This is a genomic window from Acinetobacter sp. CY73 (assembly GCF_059515865.1).
Genome location: NZ_JCAKMZ010000001.1, coordinates 127800 through 148473, shown reverse-complemented (window position 1 = coordinate 148473; position 20674 = coordinate 127800). Strand labels below are relative to the sequence as shown.

Genomic DNA, 20674 nt, shown 5'->3' with positions numbered 1-20674 from the left:
TTATTGGATCTCCACATTTTCAAATTGAGTTGTTGTTTGTTGAACAACTTCAACTGCTTCTTGTACTGGAATATAGCTGTTCGCTAACCACGCCATACTTGAGTTTGAAATATCAAGGAAGGTTTGTGGGTAAAGACCGAGCCACAGTAGACCTAAAGCACAGATCGACAGAATCACTAACTCTCGCGCATTTAAATCTTTCAATGGGCTCGTGTAGTGCTGCTTTTGCTCTTCATTTGGCGTACCAAACAATGCTTTGTGAATCAGGATCAAACCATACAAACCAGCGAATACTAAGCTGACCGCAGCAATGATTGTGAACGTTGGGAACTTGGCAAACGCACCCATCAAGATCAGGAATTCACCGATAAAGTTACCTAAACCTGGAATACCCACAAGTGCAGCGACGAAGAACATTAAGAAGAATGGTAAGTATTGGAATTGACCACGAATACCACCCATCAAACGTAAATCACGCGTATGTAAACGCTCATACACTTGACCACACATAATGAACAATGCAGCAGATGACAAGCCATGTGCCAACATCATGATCATTAAGCCTTGGAACGTCAGAACGTTACCTGCATAAATTGCAAGTAATACAAAGCCCATGTGTGAAATTGAAGTGTACGCAAGCAGACGTTTCATATCTGTTTGTTGGAAAGCACACCATGCACCGTAGAAAATACCGATCAAACCAAGAATGATTGCGATATCTGCAAACTGTGCAGACGCAGCGGGGAAGAACGGAATCACAAAACGTAATAAACCGTATGCCGCTGTTTTAATCAAGATACCTGCTAAGTCTACAGAACCTGCTGTAGGCGCTTGAGCATGCGCATCTGGTAACCAACCGTGCAATGGGAAAACTGGAAGTTTTACGGCAAAACCGATGAATAAACAGATCATGAATGCATAAGCAATTGCGGGTGCTTGAGTATCCAGTGCATTTGCTACAGCCATTAAATGACCATAACCGAAGCTAATCGTTTGCGTCATCATGTATCCATAGATCACCAGACCTAGAATACCCACAAGCATGATCAAACCAGCAACTTGTGTGTAGATGAAGAATTTAGTTGCAGCATAAACGCGCGATTTACCATCTGCTCCTTTATGACCCCAAAGCGCGATCAAGAAGTAGATTGGCACCAACATCATCTCCCAGAAGAAGAAGAAGAGGAACATATCAATCGCTAAGAATACACCGATCACACCACCCAAAGACCATAAAAGGTTTAAGTGGAAGAAACCAACATTCTTTTGAATCTCGCCCCATGAACAGCCCACTGCTAACACACCAAGGAGTGCAGTTAAGCCAACCATGAGTAAAGATAAACCATCCACAGCTAAGTGGATGTTAATACCAAGGGTTTGAATCCATGGCACCATGAATTCAGCAGACCATGTTGGAGCAGCGCCACCAACTTCATAGCTATACGTACCTGACTGCCAAAGTGCAATACAGATCACTAAAGTAACAAGCATACCTGCCATCGCAATATAGCGCGGCAAATGTTCGTCGAACTTGTCGACCAACCAACATACAAAACCAGCAATGAACGGTACTAAGATCAGCGCGGGTAAAAACCAGTTGTTTGTGATTTCCATCTTATTTCCCCACGACCTGAGTCACGACCAAGATCATCAAAATGACAACGATACCGAATGCCATGCTTGATGCGTATTCACGCAATGAACCTGTTTGACGTGAGCTTGTGAAGCTATGACCACCTTTCACAATAGCAGGAAGCATTAACCACAAACCGTCAATTGGATCACGACCTAAAATCTTCGCGATAAGTAAATAAGGCTTAACGAATACGAGGTCATACAACGCATCGAAACCAAGTGCATTACGGCAAATATTCACCAGTCCAGCACCTAAGCAAGTGTTTGCAAATGATTGAACTGCTTTATATGCAAATGCAAATAACACGACACCTACAACCAAACCAGTCAATGCGATAGCAATTGCAACATACTCAGCGCCATGCGCACCTGCTTCTAAAGCTTCAGGAATTTCAAATGCAGGAATTTGAGCAGCATTAAGAATACTCATTACAGGTGCTTTCAGCACAATTGCCAAGCCTGTAGAAAGTACAGCAAGAATCGCTAAAGGCGCCCAATAGGTTGCACCTTTGATTTCGTGATAAGGCGTGTTTTCTTTACCAAAGAATACGATCCAGATTAAACGGAACGTATAAATAGACGTTAAGAATGCACCCACAACACCAACCCAATACAAGATATTGAAGATTGACTCACCCGCTAAATGCTGTTGTGTCCATACTGCTGCAAGAATCGCATCTTTTGAGAAGTAACCAATCGTTAAGAATGGAATCGCCGCCAACGCACCGCCACCAATGGCAAAACATGCAAATAGGAATTTGTTCTTGTAGAACAAGCCACCCATTTTGAAAATATTTTGTTCGTGATGGAACGCAAGAATGACTGCACCAGAAGAAAGGAACAATAACGCTTTAAAGAATGCGTGAGTCAACATGTGGAACAGACCTGCTTGGTATGCTTCTGCACCCACTGCCATGAACATATAACCCAACTGACTCATAGTAGAGTAAGCAAGAATACGTTTGATGTCTGTCTGAACCAATGCTGCAAAACCAGCAACAAGCAATGTCACCGCACCCGTGATTGAGATGAAGATCATCACTTCTGGCGCCATTTCCATCACAGAGAACATACGGCAGCACAGGTAAACACCTGCTGTCACCATGGTTGCTGCGTGGATCAATGCGGATACAGGTGTAGGACCTGCCATCGCATCTGCTAACCATGTTTGTAATGGGATTTGAGCAGATTTACCTGCAGCACCCAAGAACAACATTAAAGCAGTCCAAATGGTGAGTGATGAACTTTGTGTCATAACCGTTGGCGCATTTGCTACGATTTCAGCAATATTCAAAGTTCCAAACTGTTGGAAGATTAAGAACAAAGCGATCAATAAGAACACGTCACCAATACGTGTTACGGTAAATGCCTTGATTGCTGCAACACCATTGGATGGGTTTTGGTAGTAGTAACCAATCAGCAAGTAAGAACACAGACCTACACCTTCCCAACCGAGGAACAATAACGCTAAGTTATCGCCAAGTACGAGAAGCAACATGCTCGCAACGAACAAGTTGAAGTAAGAGAAGAAACGTGCGAAATCTTCTTCACCACGCATGTACCATGAAGCAAAGATATGAATCAGGAAACCAACGCCTGTGACCATACCGAGCATCAAGAGCGATAAACCATCAAGGTGTAAGCTAATGCCAGGTGCGAAACCTGCAACATTGAACCACGTCCAAAGATGATGAACTTCAGCTTGTTGACCGCTATTGATAAACTGCATACCTGCAATTAGAGCAAATAATGCAGAAAGACCAACAGAACCTACACCAATGATGGCTGCAACAGATTCAGGAAGCTTGTTACGCCCTGCCGCTAAAAGGACAAAACCAATGAGCGGGAATAATATCGTTAATGCTAATAAACTCATCCGCGCATCTCACTAGCAGCATCTACATCCAAATGATGGAAGCGATGGTAGAACTGAAGGACGATTGCAAGTCCGATACAAGCCTCAGCCGCAGCAAGCGTTAGGATCAGAATGAACATGATTTGTCCATCTGGTTGCACCCAAGCACTGCCCGCCATAACGAATGCAAGCGCTGCTGCATTCATCATCACTTCGAGACTCATTAACACAAATAAAAGGTTACGACGAACCATCACACCGTAAAAACCGAGTGCAAAAAGAATGGTCGCAACAATCAAACCATGTTCTAAAGGGATATTACCCATTATTCTTTTCCTCTTCTGCACTTGGTTCACGTTTGCCCAAATGGAATGCCGCTACCAAGGCAGCAAGCAATAACATCGCAGCAATTTCAACCAATAATAAGTACTTCGTAAACAGTGCAATACCGACTTCTTTCGGTCCAACCATTTCTGTACCCATCAATGGTGCAGTCACGGTGTTGAAATCAGAAGTAAATGTCCAAATCAGCGTTAAGCCCATCAGGAAACTCATCAACGCTGGATATGCCCAAGCAGATGAAGTCATCCATTTACGTTCTTGTTCAACCGTGTGTTGACCTAAGTTAAGCATCATCACCACGAATACGAAAAGAACCATGATCGCGCCTGCATAGACGATGATCTCAAGCGCACCCGCAAATGGCGCGCCCACGATCATGAACATCCCTGCTACAGCAAGTAACGACACGATCAAACTTAATAATGCATGTACAGGATTCGCGTTGGTCACAACACGAATCGTGGAAACGATGGCCACAAGTGCCATCAAATAAAATGGCCACATCATGGTAATAGACTCCGTACATCAACTGGCGCGCTTTCGCGTTGTGCTTGACCTTTATCTTTACCTGTTACAGCCATACCCGTTACACGGTAGAAGTTGTAGTCAGGGTATTTACCTGGACCTGAGATGAGTAAGTTTTCTTTCTCATACACCAAATCTTGACGAACGTATTCGCCCAATTCGAAATCAGGTGTCATTTGAATTGCAGTCGTAGGACATGCTTCTTCACACATACCGCAGAAAATACAGCGAGAGAAGTTGATACGGAAAAATTCCGGATACCAACGACCATCTTCTTTTTCAGCTTTTTGTAATGAGATACAGCCAACAGGACATGCAACAGCACAAAGGTTACACGCCACACAGCGCTCTTCGCCATCTGGGTCACGTGTTAACACGATACGACCACGGAAACGCGGTGGTACGATGTCTTCAGCTTTAACTTCTGGATATAAAATGGTGTCACGTTTACGTGTTGCATGGCTAAACACCATGAACAGCGAACGAACGATCGTCCCAAATCCAGCTAGAATTTTATACATTTTGTACTCCCTGCTGTCCTAGGCCTGATTCATCAGAATCACAGCACCAGTCACCAACAAGTTGACCAACGCTAAAGGCAAACAAATCTTCCAACCGAAGTTCATCACTTGGTCATAACGAGGACGCATAAGCGAACCACGAGCCAAGACAAACATCATCACAAAGAATGCGGTTTTAATAATGAACCAGAACGCTGGTGGAAGGAACGGAATGTCTAAGTTGAAAGGCGCTAACCAACCACCAAAGAATAAAGTCACGATCAAAGCAGAGATCAGTACCACGTTGACGTATTCCGCAACGAAGAACATCCCCCACTTCATACCACCATATTCAACATGGTAACCTTCAGCCAATTCTTGTTCTGCTTCTGGTTGGTCAAATGGATGACGATGCGTTACCGCAACACCCGCAACCACGAAGATTAAGAAACCTAAGAATTGAGGAATCACAAACCAAACATCTTTTTGCGCTTCTACAATTTCACGCATGTTGAATGAGCCTGCAATCGCAACCACACCCATGAGTGAAATACCCAAGAACACTTCATACGAAATGGTTTGAGCTGCAGAACGTAAACCACCCAGCAATGCATATTTGTTGTTAGAAGACCAACCACCAAATAGAACTGCGTAAACAGCGATACCTGCCATTGCCATAAAGAACAACAGACCAATGCTCATGTCTGCAACACCTAAATAAGGTGAAACAGGAATAACCATGAACGATAGCACTGCAGTTGCCATCGCAACTGCTGGCGCTAAACGGAAAGTCAATTTGTCAGCAAACTTTGGTGTCCAGTCTTCTTTGAACATGATTTTAAGCATGTCGGCAACGATCTGGAACATACCACCTGGACCGACACGGTTAGGACCGTAACGGTCCTGCCATAAGCCCAGTAAACGACGCTCAATGAACGACATCAACGCAGCGATCAATACCACAACCAGTAAGATCACAATCGCTTGAACGACTGAGTAGGCAATTGGCCAGTTCTCAGCCCAAAGCGGCGTTTGACGGATTAATTCTTGTTCCATGAATTATGCTCCTACCGCTACTGATACAGGCTCTGCTAACGATACCGTTGGTGCTAGACCAATTGGGTAGCCAATATAACCTGTTGGTAAATATTCAATCACTTGAACTGGAAGTACGATTGAAGTCTCACCTGCTTTCACAGTGATTTTTTGACCATCTTTCAAATTCAAACGAGTTGCATCTTGCTCACCCACTGCAAATACCGCTTCAGGAATACGTGATTCCATTGCAGGAGTTTTCACTGTGAATTCACCCGAACCGAAGATGTGATGCATTGGCACTAAACGGAAGCTTTCAGCATTGATGAGTACAGGTGCAGGCGCAACGAATGTACGTGCCGGACGTTTAGTTAAACGATCAAATAAACGGATACCTGAATCACCACCTTTCAATGAACCACCCACTTTGTCTTGGAATTTGTTCCAAGCTTGTGGAGAGTTCCAACCCGCTGACCATGCAAATGGTACAAGTGGTGAAGGTGTTTGATTACCGACATAACCTTCCATAGAAAATGTTAATGCAGAATCTTGATCGCTCGGTTGTTTCGGCTCATGAATCGACAATGGCGCACGCATAGATGTACGACCAGAGTAACGACGTGGTTCACGCGCAACTTTAAGACCATGTACACGGAAGCCAGCATCTGGAGCGACATCTTGAATCGCTGCTAAAGCAGGGACATTTTTCGCAACAGATTCGATCACATCATCAAGTACAGTCCAAGAGATCGCTTGACCTTTTACGCCAGTTTCAATGGCATGAATCCAACGCCATGATTCTTTAATTGCATATTCAGGTTTGTAGTAGCTTGCGTCATACACTTGGTAGAAACGTTGAGCACGACCTTCTTGAGAAACCACCGTACCATCACCTTCAGCAAATGAAGCAGCCGAAAGAACGATATTCGCCTTTTTCACAGTTTCAGTTTCTGAATGGTCAAGTACGATGATGTCTTTAGCCTTAGCCAACGCAGCATCAATTTGTTTCGCTGGTAAACGACGGTAAAGGTCATTTTCAACAATCACAACCGTGTCGTAGTCTTGAGCAAATGCTTGCTCTAAGCTTAGACCACCCAAAATTGCCATACCCATTGAGTTCACTTCAGGAACCGTCAATGTCAAACCTGCGTTAGCGCCAAGGTTTTGAGCAACTTGAGCTGCAGCTTCCATGATCGCAGGATCTTGTAAGCTTGTACCCGAGATGATCAATGGTTTTTTAGCCGCTTTCAAGGTATCAGCAATGGTTTGAGCAAATGCTTTTGCATCATCATCTAAACCAAGAATTGCTTCACCTTTCACACCCGCAGCAACAGCAAAACCTAAACGTGCGATGTCGTTTGGAGAAGCAACCACTTCACCCGTTGCCACATCAGCTAGACGTGTTTGCGTTGCAGCCAAGATATAAATTGGAGATTTAGCATCTTGTGCAATACGTTGAACAGGTTCAGCTAACCACTCTTGAGTACGCTTCTCTGCCGCCATTTCTTTAGCTTTATTCTTCGCAGCTTGGCGAACAGATAAAGCCATACGAGGTGCAGTTTGCGTTAAATCTTCACCTAAGATCAGTACCGCGTCATAGCTTTCGATTTCACGCATACCTGGGTTGTATACACCTTCGGTTTGCATGATGGATGCAGCAAGTTCCACCAAGTTCTGTTCTTTTTGAGAAAGACCAGTAGAGAAGTTTGCTTGTCCTACCAATTCACGTAACGCAAAGTTAGATTCAAGCGATGCACGTGGCGAACCAATACCCAATACTTTTTTGCCTTGGATATTTGCAATCACTGTATCTAGAGCTTTATCTACAGACACGGTTTCAACATTCGTACCTGAACGGAACTGCGGTTGACGTGGGCGATCTGCACGGTTCACATAACCTGTTCCGAAACGACCTTTATCACATAGGAAGTATTGGTTCACTTCACCGTTGAAACGGTTTTCTACACGACGTAATTCGCCATAACGCTCACCCGGAGAGATGTTACAACCTGAAGAACAGCCTTGGCATACGCTTGGCGCATACTGCATATCCCATTTACGGTTATAACGCTCTGAATGCGTTTTATCAGTAAATACACCTGTTGGGCATACTTCAGTCAAGTTACCCGAGAATTCAGACTCTAATGTGCCTGATTCTGGACGACCAAAGTAAACACGTGATGCATTGGCATACACGCCAAAGTCTGTACCACCGGCATAGTCTTTGTAGTAACGAACACAACGGTAGCATGCGATACAACGGTTCATTTCGTGAGAAATGAATGAGCCTAGCTCTTGGTTGTAATGCGTACGCTTTGTGAAACGGTAGCGACGACGATCATGCTGAGTCATCACCGTCATATCTTGTAAATGACAGTGACCACCCTCTTCACAGACTGGACAGTCGTGTGGGTGATTGGTCATCAAGAACTCAACAATAGACGCACGAAAATCTTTTGCTTCTTTGTCTTCAATCGAAATATAGGTATTGTCAGACGCAGGCGTCATACATGACATTACTAAGCGACCGCGAGTATCTTCAGGGTTCGCATATTGAGTAACAGCACATTGACGGCAAGAACCAACAGAACCTAAGGATGGATGCCAACAAAAGTATGGGATGTCAATGCCGAGACTCAAACACGCTTGTAGCAAGTTTTCTGAGCCGTCGACTTCATACGATTTACCATCGACATGAATTGTAGCCATAGTCGAATTCCTTAAGCTTGTTCAACGTTGCGAGTTTGAGCAGCAGCATTCACCACTTTTGCTTCAAATTCACCACGGAAATGTTTAAGTGCGCCCATTAAAGGTTCCATCGCACCCGGTGCGTGAGCACAGAAAGTTTTACCAATCCAAAGCTTACGAGTTAACTCTTGTAAGTGATCGATATCTTCCTGCTTACCTTCGCCATTTTCTAAAGCTTTCAATGCTTTAACAGCCCAAGGCAAACCATCACGACATGGAGTACAGAAACCACAAGACTCACGTGCAAAGAATTCTTCAAGGTTACGTGTTGCTGAAACCATACATTGAGTTTCATCAACCACCATGAGCAAACACGTCCCTAGACGTGAACCTGCTTTCATGATGCTTTCCGCATCCATAGGAAGATCGATATGTTCTGCAGCCAAGAAGTCTGTAGATGCACCGCCTGGTAACCATGCTTTCAGTTTCAAGCCATCACGCATACCACCCGCGTGATCTTCAATCACTTCACGTGCAGTGGTACCAAATGGAAGTTCCCAAAGACCTGGGAATTTTACTTTCCCTGATGCGCCGTAGATTTTCGTACCTGGATCTTTCGACTTGCCTTCAGACAAACCGATATACCATTCAGGACCACGAAGCATAATTGCGGGTAAGTTATTGTAGGTCTCTACGTTGTTCACAATCGTAGGACGACCCCAAGCACCTGCAACTTGCGGGAATGGTGGTTTAGTACGTGGGTTTGCACGGCGACCTTCAAGCGAGTTAATCAATGCAGTTTCTTCACCACAGATATAACGCCCTGCACCTGTATGCACATACAACTCAAAATTCCAGCCCGTTCCTAGGATGTTTTCACCTAAGTAACCTTTGGCACGGATTTGATCTAATGCTTCATTCAAGTACTTCGCAGCTTCGATATACTCACCACGAATGAAGATATAACCATGTGTCGCTTCTAATGTATAAGCAGCAATCAACATCCCTTCGATCAATTGATGAGGAAGATCTTCCATCAACAAACGGTCTTTGAATGTCCCTGGTTCCATCTCATCGGCATTACAAATCAGGTAACGTGGACCTGAGTTGTCATTTGGTGCCATCAGCGACCATTTGATCCCTGCTGGGAAACCTGCACCACCACGACCTTTAACGGTCGCAGCTTTAATCACTTCAAGCACATCTTTCGGTGGCATCGTGATTGCTTTTTTAAAGCCTGCATAACCTTCAAGCGCTTCATAGTCATCAGCACTACGAACATTCGCTTGTTTGCTCAAACGCCATGTCAGCGGATGAGTTTCTGGGTTACCGTCGCCATAAATCGGTTTTGGTTCAGTATTCATACATACTTCTCCAAGAGCTGTTTCACAGAAGACACTTCAACGAGACCGTGAGTATCTTCATTAATCATCAGGGTTGGACCTTTATCACAGTTCCCTAAACAGCAAATCGGCAAAATCGTGAAACGACCATCTGCAGTCGTTTGACCAAATTGAATACCCAATTCACGTTGGAATGCTTCAGCTAAAGTCTCAGCACCCATCAGGAAGCAAGCAATCGAATCACAAAGTAAAATTACATTGCGACCTACGGGCTGGCGATAAATACGGTTATAGAACGTTGCTACACCTTCAAGATCAGCAAGGCTCATACTCAACATTTGAGCAATCGCATTCATCTGTGCATCATCTACCCAACCGTTGCGACGTTGAACGCATTTCAGTGCATCCAAACATGCTGCGCGTGGGTACGGATAATGCTCAATGTGATGTTCGATATCGTGGATTTCTTCCGCAGTCAAAATCCCTTCAACGTTCACACGTGGCTTTTTATCAGTCAAAATCATCATAATGCGTTTACCCCTTAGCGATCCACGTCAGCCATTACGACGTCAATGGTCGCTAAATAAATGATCAAGTCAGACATTAAGCTGCCGTTAATCACAGAAGGCATTTGCTGTAAATGCGTGAAAGTCGGTGTACGGATACGGGTACGGTAACTCATGGTTGACTTGTCTGAAGTCAAGTAGTAGTTCGACGCACCTTTCACCACTTCCGCCATAACAGAAGCTTCACCCGCAGGCATTACAGGACCCCACGATACGCTTAAGAAGTGCGTAATCAATGTTTCAATGTCTTGCAAAGTCTTATCTTTTGGCGGTGGAACAGCCAATGGATGATCCGCTTTGTACGCGCCAGAAGGCATGTTATCTAAACACTGCTTCACGATTTTTAATGATTCTTCGATTTCACGATAGTGAACCATTACACGTGCATAAGCATCGCCTTCATATTCAACGGGTACATCGAAATCGTAGTTTTCGTATCCGCTATACGGACGATATTTACGAACGTCGAAATCAATCCCTGTTGCACGTAGACCTGTACCTGTTACTCCCCAAGCCAATGCAGACTTAGCATCATATTGAGCAACATTACGAGTACGGCCTACAAACACAGAGTTTTTCAGTGCAGCAGTGTGGTATTCCTTCAAACGTTTTGGCATCCAATCCAAGATTTCACGGATCAGGTGTTGCCAGTTGTTTGGAAGGTCATGTGCTGTACCACCGATACGGAACCATGCAGGGTGCATACGGTAACCCGTGATCGCTTCGATCGCGTCATAGATTTTTTGACGGTCCGCAAACATGTAGAAGACTGGCGTCATACCGCCGGCATCCTGAATCGCAGTACCGATAAACAACAAGTGGTTATTGATACGGAACAATTCAGACATCATGACACGGATACATTGCGCACGATCAGGAACTGTAATCCCTGCCATTTGCTCTACGCCTAACACGTAAGGCATGTTTTGCGCACAACCACCTAAGTAATCAACCCGGTCTGTATAAGGAATGAATGAATGCCAAGTTTGACGTTCAGCCATCTTTTCCACACCCCGGTGGTGATAACCGATATCGGGCACACAGTCTTTCACTTCTTCACCGTCCAACTGCAAAATCACACGGAATGCACCGTGCGCAGATGGATGGTTAGGACCCAAGTTCAAGAACATGAAGTCTTCATCATCATTACCACGCTTCATACCCCAATCTTCAGGTACAAAACGCAGATGCTCTTGTTCATAATCTTGCTTCGCTTGGTTCTGCATATACGGAGTATATTCAGTCGCACGAGCAGAATACTCTTTACGAAGTGGGTGACCTTCCCAATACGTTGGCAACAAAATACGACGGAGCATTGGATGCCCTTCGAAATTGATTCCAAACATATCGTACGCTTCACGCTCGTACCAGTTGGCATTTGGCCAAATGTTGGTTGCTGTCGGAAGATTGAGATCGCTCTCGTTCAGCGCCACTTTAATACGAATGTCCGTGTTACGCTCAAGTGACAACAAGTGATAGAACACAGTGAAGTCAGACGCAGGTAAACCGTCACGGTGCGTACGTAAACGCTCATCTACCGCAGACAAGTCGAACAACATCACGTAAGGACGTGACACTGTACGCAAGAACATTAAAACTTCTTGTACACGTGCGCGCTCAACCCAGACCGTTGGAAAATCTTCAAAAGTCGTTTGCACATAGAAGTTCTCACCAAATTTGGTTTTGAGATCTTCTACAATCGCAAATGCTGGGCGTGAATCAACTGGAGTTGACTCTGGCATAGCAATGTCAGTTTCAGCCATTAGCTTGGCTTCCTATTTAATACAAATTCAGTCAACCAAAACGACAATTACACCCATTTGGGTGCATCAAAATTTTGTCGCTCAGATTATTTAATTTCATCCATAGAGCGTAAGTTTTTCACTGCAATACGTTCAGCATTCTTACGATCACGTTCTGGCATCATCTTTGGCTTATATACAGGCTTAAGATCATCACCAATCACCGCAGAAAGTGGACGGCGCTCAAGTTGAATTTGGTCTTGCAGCAACATCAAGGCTTGAATCAAAGCTTCAGGACGAGGTGGGCAACCTGGGATATACACATCAACAGGAATAATTTTATCTACACCTTGTACAACCGAGTAAATGTCGTACATACCCCCAGAGTTTGCACATGCACCCATAGAAATCACCCATTTTGGTTCAAGCATTTGTTCATACAAACGTTGAATTACTGGAGCCATTTTTACGAAGCACGTTCCTGCAACGATCATCAAGTCCGCCTGACGCGGTGAAGCACGAATAACTTCTGCACCGAAACGCGACAAGTCATGCACACCTGTTAAGGTGGTTGCATACTCAACGTAACAGCATGATGTACCAAAGTTAAACGGCCAAACTGAGTTCTTACGCCCCCAGTTTACTGCTGTATGTGCTACGTCCTCTAAACGAGTCATAAACACATTTTTATTCACTTCTTCTTCAAGCGGATCTGTCACGATTTGACGCTCTTGAAGTGGATATTGATCAGCATCCGGATTCGCACGGGTTAATGTATATTTCATCCCGTATTACTCCTTATCAGATGATGCAGTCGGTGTCTTAGACTTCACACGACCAGACGATTGTGCTGGAATTTGACCCGTAGGATCGATTACCAACTCTTCAATTGAGTTAAAGCGTGTAATTTCCGCGATGTCCATATTTGGAGAACCGATTTTAGCTTTAATTCCTGCTGCTTTACGCTTATCCGAAGGAGCCCAATTCAGTGCGCCTGTAGAAAGTTCGTAAATCAAACCCACAAGTAAAACTAAAATAAATACGGCTGCAGCTGCAAAACCGACCCAACTTACTTCACGAACTGAAACAGCCCATGCATATAAGTAAAGTGCTTCTAAGTCAAAAACCACAAAGAAAATTGCAACTAAATAGAACTTTGCAGACAAGCGAATACGTGCACCACCTGCACCTACAACACCTGACTCAAATTGCTCTTGTTTCGCACGACCCCATGATTTACCACCAAGGAGTAATGGAACAGTCAGCATAAAGACGCATAAAAATGTAACGCCGATCACGAAGGCAATAATTGCCCATTCGTATGGAGTAATGGCACTCATGCGGGGATAACTCCTGGCAGGCCTATTTATTAACAAAAGAATGTATGTATTGGCCTTTAAATACACCAAACACAAAATTAATCCCGCCAATTGTACCTGATTGCAGTCGTCAGTTGCTAGCGTAAGCGTCTTAGTCTTTGGGATGATATTTTAAGCAATCTTCAGAAAAAAATGATTTGATCACCCTATATTCAGCATTAATCGTTTTATTGAATAGAAAAGTGATTTTTGATTATTATTTTTTTATTTTGATAAAAGCTGGTTATTAATTGTATGAAAGCTCCTCATATCGCTTACATTGCATCACCTTTTCAAAATAGTCAAAGTTCAAGACGCCAAAAATAAATTCCCAGCAACCCATTAAGATTCGTGTGATTTTTTGCAAATCTTACTGCATCTGATCCATTGTTTATGTTATTTATAATGTAAACATCATTGTTTTCAAACAGAGTTCAAAAATATAGACAGCTGATCAATATAAAATTTGATCAGTAAAAGATGTTGCATAACATCATTGACTATTTCCAAATAAACAACCTGTTTAAAAAATAAAGAATTTAACCAACCAAATTCCATCGAAAAGGAAAACAAGAATGTCCCTAGAATTTACGCACAAACCGAATTACTTTTTATATGCTCAACTGATGATCCGTCATATTGAGTCTTATATCAAAAAACATCCTGATGCGAATAATGCCATTTTCGATTTGCGTGACATTTATCAAGTCTTCCGCGAAGACCTCCCATCGACCACGACAAATTTAGATGCGATTTTAAATATCGCAGATGAATATACAGTGGAAACACTCGCTGGAGATCAAAAGATCATTAGTCAGTACAATATCAATGCATCCGACAACAGCTTATTGATTGATTTTAATTCAGATGCGTTAACCGCCCTGAGAGACGGTAAAAAAATCAATGAGCCTGATGCAAATAACTATCAATAGTTATAAATGTGCTGGAGATAGATTCAATCAAGAGATCAACCAATTTACCTCTTGATGATCTTCTAATTGTTTACACCGCTCCAATTATCCAATAAATAAAAATATCCAATCAATAAAAAAGCACCTTCTGGTGCTTTTTTTATGATTCACACGATCTAATCAGATTATAAAGCCTATCAAAGCTTCTCAATGCTTATTAAATTTTATTGAATTTAACTATGTATGCGTTGCGCTTCTTTTCTTTTTAAACCGCTGTGCGGGCCACTCCATCACAAAACGGGCACCGCCCAAGGTTGGACTTTGATCTACTTTAATTGTTCCACCAAACCAGTACGCAATCCGACTCACGATCGAAAGCCCCAAACCATAACCACCCGATGCTCGAGTACGACTATCATCTAAACGTGCAAAGGCTTCAAACACTCGTTCGCGCTCGGCTTCAGGAATACCTGGACCGTCATCCTCTACACAAACATAGGCCATGCCTTCAGCAGTTACACCACCACTAATCAATATTTGATCGTCACAGTAGCGCACCGCATTTCCCACCAAGTTCTGCACCACGCGATGCAAGTAACGGCGCTCAGCATCGACCACTAAGTTTAAAGGCGGTGCCGCCAATTGAATCTTTTTATTGGTTTTCAGTGCTTCAGTTTCGATGACCACCTGATCAAGCACTTCGAATAAGATAATTTTTTCAATCTCTAAGGAGGGCATACCTTGCTCAAGCTTGGCATAAGTCATGATTTCATCAATCAAAGTATTCAGTGCTTCAATATCTTTATCAATCATTTCCACTTGTTGAAGACGATACTCATGCTCGTCCTCATCTGCCAACATCTCCATCCCAAAACGAATACGTGCCACAGGTGTCCGAAGCTCATGTGACACCGCACGCATCAGCTCCCGCTGCGCCTCAATCAAACGCTGAATATGATCAGACATGCTGTTATAGCTAGAAGCAAGACTGGCCATTTCGTCGCGCCCTTCAACAGGTACGCGCGTTGACATATCCCCCTTTTGCATGACATTTAAAGCATCATTCACCTGACGCAACTTACGCTGCATCGGTACAATCAAACCATAAACACCCAGACAAAGGATAAACATACTGAGTAAAGTAATACCTGCCGCCAACTGAAATGGCATCCAATTGAACATTGGAATCGGACCAATTTGCAACACATTGCCTGGAGAGTTTGGCATGGGTGAAATGACTGAAAAAGTCGTGCCTTTTGCCGTTGCGCTATCTTGATAAAGAATCACACTTTGATCTGAACGCAAGCGACCAATTTGTTCTGAATCCAACTTCAAAGTTGCAATATTCTTAATTTCAATATCGTAATAGAAGTGGTCTTTGATTTTCTGTAAGTGTTCTTGTTCTTGTCCAGGATAGTAAACCAAGTAATCCCAAATAAAGACAGGAATTACCTTCATTTGTTTTTCACCAATACTGTCTATCTTGATATAGAGGTACTGTGTAGGATCATTGGAAATACCAACCACCAGATAAGCAATGCCCTTTTCAGCATCGTAACGCACCACAGCCTTGTGTTGTTCAATTCGCTTTAACTCTGTACGTGACAACTCAACTTTTTTTGAATCCAACAAAAAAATCGGAAGTTCTAGTAGATGAGATGCATCAGAAATCCAATCATTTTTTTGTTGAGATGTTTGCTGGCGAGCAACGCCCTCACTGATGACATACGCAATGCCATCTGTCAAAGACTCTCGATATTCTTGCGCGCGCTGATAGTTAATGATTTGCACCAGCAAATAACTAAATATCGCCACCAGAACAACCAAAATCACGAGACCTGCATAGATTCGCAGAAAGATACTGTGTTTAGACACGTATGAATAACCTAGAAAATTGGCGGATAAGCCGAATGGCTTGAAAGCAGATTCAAGCCTTCTGGTTTAAACCAAGAGATGATTACATCCCGTTGGTTTCTTTAACAAATAAATAACCTTTACTACGAACAGTTTTAATACGTTTTGGATTTTCTGGATCATCGCCAATTTTTGGACGGATGCGTGAAATACGTACATCGATTGAACGATCTTGACCATCGTATTCAATACCGCGTAATCGCTCGAAAATATCTTCACGAGATAAAATACGACCTGCATTCGACGCCAACAACCACAATAAATCGTATTCAGCACTGGTGAAATCAACCAACTCACCATTCAATGTCACTGAACGACCACCGTTATCAATGACCAAGTCATCAAATTCAATACGCTGTGCCACTTCATCTTCAGGCGTTTTATCGGTACGACGCAGTAATGCACGGATACGGGCTAAAAGCACACGCGGTTGCACAGGCTTCGCAACATAGTCATCTGCACCCATTTCCAAGCCGAGTACCTGATCCATATCTTCAGTACGGGCAGTCAACATCAAAATCGGTTGATGATAATGTGGACGAACTTCACGACAAACGGTTAAACCATCTGCACCAGGAAGCATCACATCCAATACAACCATGTCAGGTTGTTCCGCAATAATACGACGGATGGCACGATTACCATCTGGCTCAACCCCAACCTCTAAACCATTACGAATTAAGTATTCTTGCGTTAAACGCGCAAGACGCTCGTCATCTTCAACGATTAAAATTTTAGGTAACTTTTCTTCTTGGCTCATACACCGCCCCTATATTTGACTGGGTTTACGCTACAAATTTTGTAGATTCAACACGCTATGCTTGCAATATACACACGTTTACATTGTAAACAAGATGCTATTCACCAAACTGATACACGACCGTAGCAATTTGTTGTTTTTTATTAATCCTTGAATTTTAGGCGTTTTTATCCCTTAATTCACACCTTATCCTTTATTTAAATTATTTTGAGTAATAATTGCGAGTAATTTTTATACAAATTGTTTCATTGGCTTCTTTTTTACTGCCAATTATCTCTTTTTTCGGCTTTTAAAGTTATCCACAACCTTATCTATAAGCACAGCAAAAAAGCTCTGTTATGCTAGCCACCTTTAAAAATATTCACACCACAAAAATGATTTTCGTCGGGAAAACAATGCTCAAATCATGCATCCCCTCGGTAAAAAAAATTATCAAAATGTCAATATTGATCTAAGCGAAAAATTACCGTATCTTGTGTCTTAAATCTAATTAAACCACTAAGTCTTGTGTTTATCCCTCAAATGTCGTGACGATGAAATTCCATCATTTTGTCCGATTCAAATGGTCTATAAACATAATAATGATGACAATGGAGCTACGCTGACAATGAGCGCTAATACAACCCCCGGTCAACTTCAAGTGATTAAACGCACTGGTGATGTTGCCACTTTTGATGCAGATAAAATCGCTGTAGCCATTGGTAAAGCTTTCTTGGCCGTTGAAGGTCAACCAAGCGCTGATTCAAGTCGAATCCACGATCGCATCACGCAGTTGACTGAGATGGTGATGAATACGTTTAACCGTCGTTTACCGTCTGGTGGCACAATTCACATTGAAGAAATTCAAGATCAAGTTGAATTAGCACTGATGCGTACAGGCGAACAGAAAGTTGCTCGTGCGTATGTGATTTATCGTGAACAACGCTCAGAAGCACGTAAACAAAAAGGCGCTCATCATCACCCTTCTCTTCAAATCACAGGTATGAACGGTCAGCTAGAACCTCTTGATTTAAGTCGCTTACACGCAAGAATTGCCAAAGCAAGTGAAGGCTTGGAAGGCATCGATGTTCAAGCCATCGTTGATGAAACGGTTAAAAACTTATACAACGGCGTGAAAGCAACCGACATCTCAACCACCATGATGATGGCAACGCGCACCCGTATTGAACAAGAACCAAACTATACTTATGTCACAGCACGTTTACTTCGTGACAACTTGGTTGCAACAGGTCTTGAGTTCTTGGGTCTACCGACAGATACCCATGAAGGTGCTGCTTTAGAAACATTCTTGAAAAAAGGTGTTGAGCTTGAGCTTCTATCTCCAGAATTGCTTAACTTTGACCTTGAAAAATTAGCAGCAGCAATTAAACCTGAACGCTCAAATCAATTCACGTATTTAGGTCTACAAACATTATTTGACCGTTACTTCATCCACTCAGATGACGTACGTTTCGAATTACCACAGTTATTCTTCATGCGTGTATGTATGGGCCTAGCGCTCAACGAAGACAACCGTGAAGATCGTGCCATCGAATTCTATAACTTATTGTCTAGCTTCGATTACATGGCATCTACGCCGACATTGTTTAACTCAGGTACTTTACGTCCCCAATTATCAAGCTGCTACTTAACGACAATCGCAGATGACCTTTATAACATCTACGGTTCTATGCGTGACAATGCCCTTCTTTCTAAATGGGCGGGTGGTTTAGGTAATGACTGGACACCTGTTCGTGCATTGAACTCTTATATCAAAGGCACAAACGGCAAATCTCAAGGCGTTGTTCCGTTCCTAAAAGTTGCCAATGATACCGCTGTTGCGGTAAACCAAGGTGGTAAGCGTAAAGGTGCAGTATGTGCATACCTTGAAACTTGGCACTTAGACATTGAAGAATTCCTAGAGCTTCGTAAAAACACAGGTGATGACCGTCGTCGTACACACGACATGAATACAGCAAACTGGGTTCCAGATTTGTTCATGCAACGTGTATTTGAAGATGCTGAATGGACATTGTTCACGCCATCTGAAACACCTGATCTACATGATTTGACTGGTTTAGCATTCGCAGAACGCTATGCTTATTATGAAGGCATCGCGAAAGAAACAAATATGCTGCACAAGAAAATTCGTGCAAAAGATTTGTGGCGCAAAATGTTGTCGATGTTGTTTGAAACAGGTCATCCGTGGATCACATTTAAAGACGTGTGTAACTTACGTTCACCACAACAACACGTCGGTGTCGTTCACTCTTCTAACTTGTGTACAGAAATCACACTCAATACAAACCAAGACGAAATCGCAGTTTGTAACTTAGGTTCGATTAACCTTGTACAACACGTGAAAGGTGGTGTATTAGACCGTGAAAAACTGGCTCGCACAGTAAAAACTGCGGTTCGTATGCTCGATAACGTGATTGACATCAACTACTACGCAGTTGAACAAGCACGTACTTCTAACATGAAGCATCGTCCAGTGGGTATGGGTATCATGGGCTTCCAAGATGCTTTATACGAAATGCAAATTGCTTACGGTTCTGATGCGGCGGTTGATTTTGCCGATGAATCAATGGAAGTCATTTCTTACTACGCAATTTCAACGTCAAGTAATTTGGCTGTTGAACGTGGTGCTTACGAGACCTTTAAAGGATCACTTTGGGATCAAGGTATCCTACCAATCGACTCTTTAGACATCGTTGCGAAATCTCGTCCAGATCGTATGTTTGAAGTAGATCGTACTACGCGTTTGGATTGGGATACTTTACGTGCCAAAGTTCAAAAAGACGGTATGCGTAACTCAAACGTAATGGCGATTGCACCTACAGCAACCATTTCGAATATTTGTGGTGTTTCTCAGTCGATCGAACCAACATTCCAAAACCTGTATGTGAAATCTAACCTTTCTGGCGAATTCACAGTGATCAACCCGTACTTAGTACGTGCGTTAAAAGATCGTGGTTTGTGGGATTCTGTCATGGTGAATGACCTGAAACATTTTGAAGGTTCTGTGCAAAAAATTGCGCGTATACCTGAAGAATTAAAAGCAATCTTTGCAACTGCGTTCGAAGTTGAGCCACGTTGGATTGTGGATGCTGCATCTCGTCGTCAAAAATGGATCGATCAAGCACAGTCTCTTAACCTTTACATCTCTGGTGCGAATGGTAAGAAATTGGATATGACCTACAAAATGGCATGGTTGCGTGGTCTTAAGACAACTTATTACCTCCGTGCATTGGGTGCGACATCTGCTGAGAAATCAACCATTAACACTGGTGCATTGAATGCAGTAAAACCAACGACTGTTGCTACACCTGTGGATCCTGTTGTAAAAGAACAACCTAAAGCAGAAGCTCCGACTGAAGAAGATGATTTCGGTCAAGCTGCGCCAGTGCCAATGGCATGTTCAATTGACAACCCTGATTGTGAGGCTTGTCAGTAATCTGACCACCTCCCCTAACCCCTCCTAAAAGAAGGGGGATCACAACTCTAACCTAAGATGTGAA

General features: G+C 43.0%; 16 protein-coding genes. 2 read left to right on the top strand and 14 right to left on the bottom strand.

All coding sequences use genetic code 11. From position 1 onward, the window contains the following. The 12 genes from nuoM to ndhC form a co-directional block, all read right to left on the bottom strand. Positions 1 to 1608, bottom strand: a complete 1608-nt coding sequence (gene nuoM / locus AC5YD2_RS00705; protein WP_496124601.1) for an NADH-quinone oxidoreductase subunit M — start codon at positions 1606 to 1608, stop codon at positions 1 to 3. A gap of 7 nt (positions 1609 to 1615) precedes the next feature. Next, on the bottom strand, positions 1616 to 3511 hold the full coding sequence (gene nuoL, locus AC5YD2_RS00700) for an NADH-quinone oxidoreductase subunit L (RefSeq protein WP_496124475.1): 1896 nt from the start codon (positions 3509 to 3511) through the stop codon (positions 1616 to 1618). Beyond that, a complete protein-coding gene (gene nuoK, locus AC5YD2_RS00695) occupies positions 3508 to 3816 on the bottom strand; it encodes an NADH-quinone oxidoreductase subunit NuoK (RefSeq protein ID WP_496124474.1) in 309 nt (102 codons plus the stop codon). Before nuoK ends, nuoL begins: the two co-directional genes overlap by 4 nt. Next, positions 3809 to 4336, bottom strand: a complete 528-nt coding sequence (gene nuoJ / locus AC5YD2_RS00690) for an NADH-quinone oxidoreductase subunit J (RefSeq protein ID WP_496124600.1) — start codon at positions 4334 to 4336, stop codon at positions 3809 to 3811. The genes nuoK and nuoJ overlap by 8 nt, the downstream gene beginning before the upstream one ends. Beyond that, positions 4336 to 4878 carry an NADH-quinone oxidoreductase subunit NuoI gene (gene nuoI, locus AC5YD2_RS00685; RefSeq protein WP_496124473.1) on the bottom strand — a complete coding sequence of 181 codons (543 nt, stop codon included), beginning with the start codon at positions 4876 to 4878 and terminating at the stop codon, positions 4336 to 4338. The genes nuoJ and nuoI overlap by 1 nt, the downstream gene beginning before the upstream one ends. Positions 4879 to 4896: 18 nt before the next feature. After that, entirely contained in the window at positions 4897 to 5913 is a 1017-nt protein-coding gene (gene nuoH / locus AC5YD2_RS00680) for an NADH-quinone oxidoreductase subunit NuoH (RefSeq protein WP_496124472.1), read from the bottom strand. A gap of 3 nt (positions 5914 to 5916) precedes the next feature. Beyond that, positions 5917 to 8601 carry an NADH-quinone oxidoreductase subunit NuoG gene (nuoG, locus tag AC5YD2_RS00675; protein ID WP_496124471.1) on the bottom strand — a complete coding sequence of 895 codons (2685 nt, stop codon included), beginning with the start codon at positions 8599 to 8601 and terminating at the stop codon, positions 5917 to 5919. 11 nt (positions 8602 to 8612) lie between these two features. After that, positions 8613 to 9944 carry an NADH-quinone oxidoreductase subunit NuoF gene (gene nuoF / locus AC5YD2_RS00670; RefSeq protein WP_496124470.1) on the bottom strand — a complete coding sequence of 444 codons (1332 nt, stop codon included), beginning with the start codon at positions 9942 to 9944 and terminating at the stop codon, positions 8613 to 8615. Continuing rightward, on the bottom strand, positions 9941 to 10450 hold the full coding sequence (nuoE, locus tag AC5YD2_RS00665; RefSeq protein WP_496124469.1) for an NADH-quinone oxidoreductase subunit NuoE: 510 nt from the start codon (positions 10448 to 10450) through the stop codon (positions 9941 to 9943). The genes nuoF and nuoE overlap by 4 nt, the downstream gene beginning before the upstream one ends. Positions 10451 to 10464: 14 nt before the next feature. After that, the gene (gene nuoC, locus AC5YD2_RS00660) at positions 10465 to 12252 is read right to left on the bottom strand and encodes an NADH-quinone oxidoreductase subunit C/D (protein WP_496124468.1); all 1788 of its coding nucleotides are present in this window, start codon (positions 12250 to 12252) and stop codon (positions 10465 to 10467) included. A gap of 86 nt (positions 12253 to 12338) precedes the next feature. Next, positions 12339 to 13016: a NuoB/complex I 20 kDa subunit family protein gene (locus tag AC5YD2_RS00655; protein ID WP_004695382.1), complete on the bottom strand. Its 678-nt coding sequence runs from the start codon at positions 13014 to 13016 to the stop codon at positions 12339 to 12341. 6 nt (positions 13017 to 13022) lie between these two features. Beyond that, entirely contained in the window at positions 13023 to 13571 is a 549-nt protein-coding gene (gene ndhC, locus AC5YD2_RS00650) for an NADH-quinone oxidoreductase subunit A (protein WP_496124465.1), read from the bottom strand. Positions 13572 to 14164: 593 nt separating this feature from the next. Here ndhC and AC5YD2_RS00645 point away from each other — a divergent pair. After that, positions 14165 to 14521: a hypothetical protein gene (locus tag AC5YD2_RS00645; protein ID WP_496124464.1), complete on the top strand. Its 357-nt coding sequence runs from the start codon at positions 14165 to 14167 to the stop codon at positions 14519 to 14521. A 216-nt stretch (positions 14522 to 14737) separates the two neighbouring features. Here the strand turns inward: AC5YD2_RS00645 and bfmS are convergent, their stop codons facing one another. After that, positions 14738 to 16375 carry a sensor histidine kinase BfmS gene (gene bfmS, locus AC5YD2_RS00640; RefSeq protein ID WP_496124462.1) on the bottom strand — a complete coding sequence of 546 codons (1638 nt, stop codon included), beginning with the start codon at positions 16373 to 16375 and terminating at the stop codon, positions 14738 to 14740. Between the two features lie 82 nt (positions 16376 to 16457). Beyond that, complete coding sequence (bfmR, locus tag AC5YD2_RS00635; RefSeq protein WP_035267251.1) at positions 16458 to 17174, bottom strand: response regulator transcription factor BfmR; 717 nt, start codon at positions 17172 to 17174, stop codon at positions 16458 to 16460. Positions 17175 to 17736: 562 nt separating this feature from the next. On the opposite strand from bfmR, the gene AC5YD2_RS00630 reads away from it, so the two are divergent. Next, positions 17737 to 20610, top strand: a complete 2874-nt coding sequence (locus tag AC5YD2_RS00630) for a ribonucleoside-diphosphate reductase subunit alpha (protein ID WP_496124459.1) — start codon at positions 17737 to 17739, stop codon at positions 20608 to 20610. Positions 20611 to 20674 lie beyond the last annotated feature (64 nt).

Bases quoted from the DNA above. Each gene is read 5' to 3' on its own strand.
- nuoL (WP_496124475.1), bottom strand. From the start codon at position 3,511: ATGAGTTTATTAGCATTAACGATATTATTCCCGCTCATTGGTTTTGTC.
- nuoK (WP_496124474.1), bottom strand. From the start codon at position 3,816: ATGGGTAATATCCCTTTAGAACATGGTTTGATTGTTGCGACCATTCTT.
- nuoJ (WP_496124600.1), bottom strand. From the start codon at position 4,336: ATGTGGCCATTTTATTTGATGGCACTTGTGGCCATCGTTTCCACGATT.
- nuoI (WP_496124473.1), bottom strand. From the start codon at position 4,878: ATGTATAAAATTCTAGCTGGATTTGGGACGATCGTTCGTTCGCTGTTC.
- nuoH (WP_496124472.1), bottom strand. From the start codon at position 5,913: ATGGAACAAGAATTAATCCGTCAAACGCCGCTTTGGGCTGAGAACTGG.
- nuoG (WP_496124471.1), bottom strand. From the start codon at position 8,601: ATGGCTACAATTCATGTCGATGGTAAATCGTATGAAGTCGACGGCTCA.
- nuoF (WP_496124470.1), bottom strand. From the start codon at position 9,944: ATGAATACTGAACCAAAACCGATTTATGGCGACGGTAACCCAGAAACT.
- nuoE (WP_496124469.1), bottom strand. From the start codon at position 10,450: ATGATGATTTTGACTGATAAAAAGCCACGTGTGAACGTTGAAGGGATT.
- nuoC (WP_496124468.1), bottom strand. From the start codon at position 12,252: ATGGCTGAAACTGACATTGCTATGCCAGAGTCAACTCCAGTTGATTCA.
- AC5YD2_RS00655 (WP_004695382.1), bottom strand. From the start codon at position 13,016: ATGAAATATACATTAACCCGTGCGAATCCGGATGCTGATCAATATCCA.
- ndhC (WP_496124465.1), bottom strand. From the start codon at position 13,571: ATGAGTGCCATTACTCCATACGAATGGGCAATTATTGCCTTCGTGATC.
- AC5YD2_RS00645 (WP_496124464.1), top strand. From the start codon at position 14,165: ATGTCCCTAGAATTTACGCACAAACCGAATTACTTTTTATATGCTCAA.
- bfmR (WP_035267251.1), bottom strand. From the start codon at position 17,174: ATGAGCCAAGAAGAAAAGTTACCTAAAATTTTAATCGTTGAAGATGAC.
- AC5YD2_RS00630 (WP_496124459.1), top strand. From the start codon at position 17,737: ATGGTCTATAAACATAATAATGATGACAATGGAGCTACGCTGACAATG.